This window comes from Frankia tisae, assembly GCF_025403405.1.
Lineage (GTDB): Bacteria > Actinomycetota > Actinomycetes > Frankiales > Frankiaceae > Frankia > Frankia tisai.
The window spans coordinates 1-2,471 of the sequence record NZ_JANEZT010000593.1 but is presented as its reverse complement, the minus strand read 5'-3'; the positions used below and the strand labels follow the sequence as shown (position 1 = coordinate 2,471).

2 protein-coding genes and 1 pseudogene are annotated in these 2,471 nt (G+C 73.0%); all 3 read right to left on the bottom strand.

The annotated features are described in order from the left end of the window. Window positions 1–445, bottom strand: a pseudogene (locus NBZ85_RS30270) (hypothetical protein); the annotation flags it as partial. Between the two features lie 7 nt (window positions 446–452). After that, the gene (locus NBZ85_RS30265; protein ID WP_261563335.1) at window positions 453–875 is read right to left on the bottom strand and encodes a hypothetical protein; all 423 of its coding nucleotides are present in this window, start codon (window positions 873–875) and stop codon (window positions 453–455) included. Window positions 876–910: 35 nt separating this feature from the next. Beyond that, window positions 911–2,389, bottom strand: a complete 1,479-nt coding sequence (locus tag NBZ85_RS30260) for a CHAT domain-containing protein (RefSeq protein ID WP_308205242.1) — start codon at window positions 2,387–2,389, stop codon at window positions 911–913. Window positions 2,390–2,471 lie beyond the last annotated feature (82 nt).

Sequence of the window (2,471 nt, the reverse complement as noted above, 5' to 3'; positions counted from 1 at the left end):
ATCGGGCGGCGTTCAGCGGCGCGCAAAATGTTGCCGATCGGGGTCGGCAGAAAATATCCGGGTGCGGCAGGTGACGGGCGGCGGCCTGCCAGGTGGATTGTTCGGCGGCGGCTCGGGTGGCCAGCCAGCTGGCGAGCCGGTCGCGGACGGGGCCGGTCCAGCGTGGCCAGTAGCCCTCGAGCAGCCGCAGCACCGGCGTCGCGGTCTGGGTGACCAGCATGGCGGAGACGGCGACGGTGAGCAGGGCTGTCACGATGACCGTGACCTGGGTGGCGGTGGACTGCCGGTCCAGCCAGTGGGTCGGGATGGTCAGGGTGTGCAGGCCACCGCGGTGGTAGGTCCAGGCGGCCAGCCCACCCAGCCAGAAGATCAGCGCGGGGATGGAGACGGCGGCCCACCGGTCGGCGAGCTTACCGCCGACGGCTTCCCAGAACGTGTCCAGCATCGACGGGTCAGTCCCGGGTCAGCGTGCCGTGGCCGGGGGTCGGGCAGGCCGGGACGGGGATGCTGATGTCGGGCCGGTACCAGACGTAGTCGCCGTGCGGGCAGCGGTAGCCCTCCGCGGCGACGATACCGGGGTCGCCGAGCGGGCCGGGGGTTGTCCCGGTCCGGGTACGGTAGCCGGGCTGCTGGTCGGGCGGCCGGTAGTACGGGGCGTCGGTGAGCACCTGGGCGAGAAACCAGGCGGTGTCGGCGTGCCGGTCAAGCAGATCGCGCAGCCGGCGGGCCCGGACAGACCGTTCGGCCGTGCCGGTGAGCAGCTCGACGAGGTGACGGTCCAGCTCAGCGGCCGCAGCGGTGTCGTTCAGGAGGTTGCCGAGGTAGGGGCGGATCGCCCGCCCCGCCTCGAAGACCCCGTCCTCGTCGACGTCCATCAATGTCCCCCTCGGTGGTCGGATGGCTGGTCTGCTCAGGCGCCGACGTGAATGTGGGAGGCCCACACCGACGGTGTGCCTGGCAACCGGCGTCGCCAGCGGCGGGTCGTGGTGTGCACGGCATCCGCGACGTCCCCGGTCGCGGCCAGGGCGGTGTAGATGCCGTCGGCGATGCCCACGGCGGGCCGGTCGGCGATGGGCCACAGCGTGGCGATCACATGCTGGTAGCCGGCGAGTTGGAACGCGGAGGCCAGATGGATCGCCTCGTCGGTCAGACTGCCGCCGGGGCGGGCTGTTTCGCAGGCGGACAGGTAGGCCAGTTGGGCGTCGGTCAGCCGTAGCCGGGCGACGTCCAGGACGGTCAGCGGCCGGGTCTGGTGGTCGTGCAGGAGAAGCCGGCTGATGGACGGGTTGGTGATCTCGGCGGTGCCGTGGCAGGCGAAATGCGCCCAGCGGGCAGCGGGAAGCACGGACAGCACCGCCTCACGGGTCGCCCGCGGGCCGGTCAGTACCTCAACCCGGCTGCCGAACCGCTGCTCGAGGGCAGCGGCTTCGGCCCCTGCACCGGGTAGATCCAAAGCGGCGGGGGTGTGGGGCATCGCCACGACCGCCATCCGCGCGCCCTCCAGGCTGGCCGCGCCGCCGGGCGCCGCGGGGCTGGACGGGCGGGCATGGGCCAGCGCCCGGACCGTCGGGGTGTAGGAGGAGACCGCCCGGTCGATCACCGTGGCCGGGGCCGGATCGTGCCGGCTGTCGTGGTGGCCAGCGGCGTGCAGCGGCAGGAACGACAACAGCCCCGACGTGCACCACCACAGCCGCGGCCACCGTTGCCCGCCGGCCGGGGGGCCGGTCAGGCCGGCCCGGTCGAGGACCGGGCCGGCCAGCACATCCCACAGCCAGCCCAGAACCTCGACCAGCCGTCCCTGCGCCGCAGTGGAGGTGTCGTCCAGCGCGTCGAGGAACGCGACGACCTGGTCGTAGACCGTCTGCGGGGTCAGCTCCGGCAGCGCGACCGTCTCCACCCCGCCGGGGGTCAGCAGCAGCGCGTACGAGCCGAACCGGGAGACCGCCACGGCCACGACCGGACCCTGGGCGGCCGTCGCGAGCAGGTCGTCGACCGGCGGGGGACGCAGGAAGGTCTCGAACCCGTCCCGCCGCCGGATCGACGCGATCAGCTCCTCGAACGCGACACCCGCCGCCTGCCGGTCGACGCCAGCCGCGCCGGCCGTCCCCTCGCCGGACCGGGGCAGGTCGAGCACAGCCGAGTCATCAGCCTGGTCCAGGACGTCCCGCAGCCGGACGAACGAGGCGGCCAGGTCGGGATGCTGCTCGGTGAGGGCGGTCAGGTCGGTGCGGGTGTCCAACGCCTGACCCAGCAGCACCCCGCGGCCCTGCTCGAACAGCTCCACCGCCCGCCCGACCATGCCGGCCTGCACGCAGCAGGACGCCGCGTCCGCGCCCAGACTGCCGAGGTCGGCCAGTGAGGGTTGCTGATGCTGTGGGGAGCCGGACACCATTTAGCCGCCAGTCCCCAGCGAGTGACTTTCGCGAGGGCCTCCAGGACGACCATGGATGACATCTTGGACTGCCCGGCCT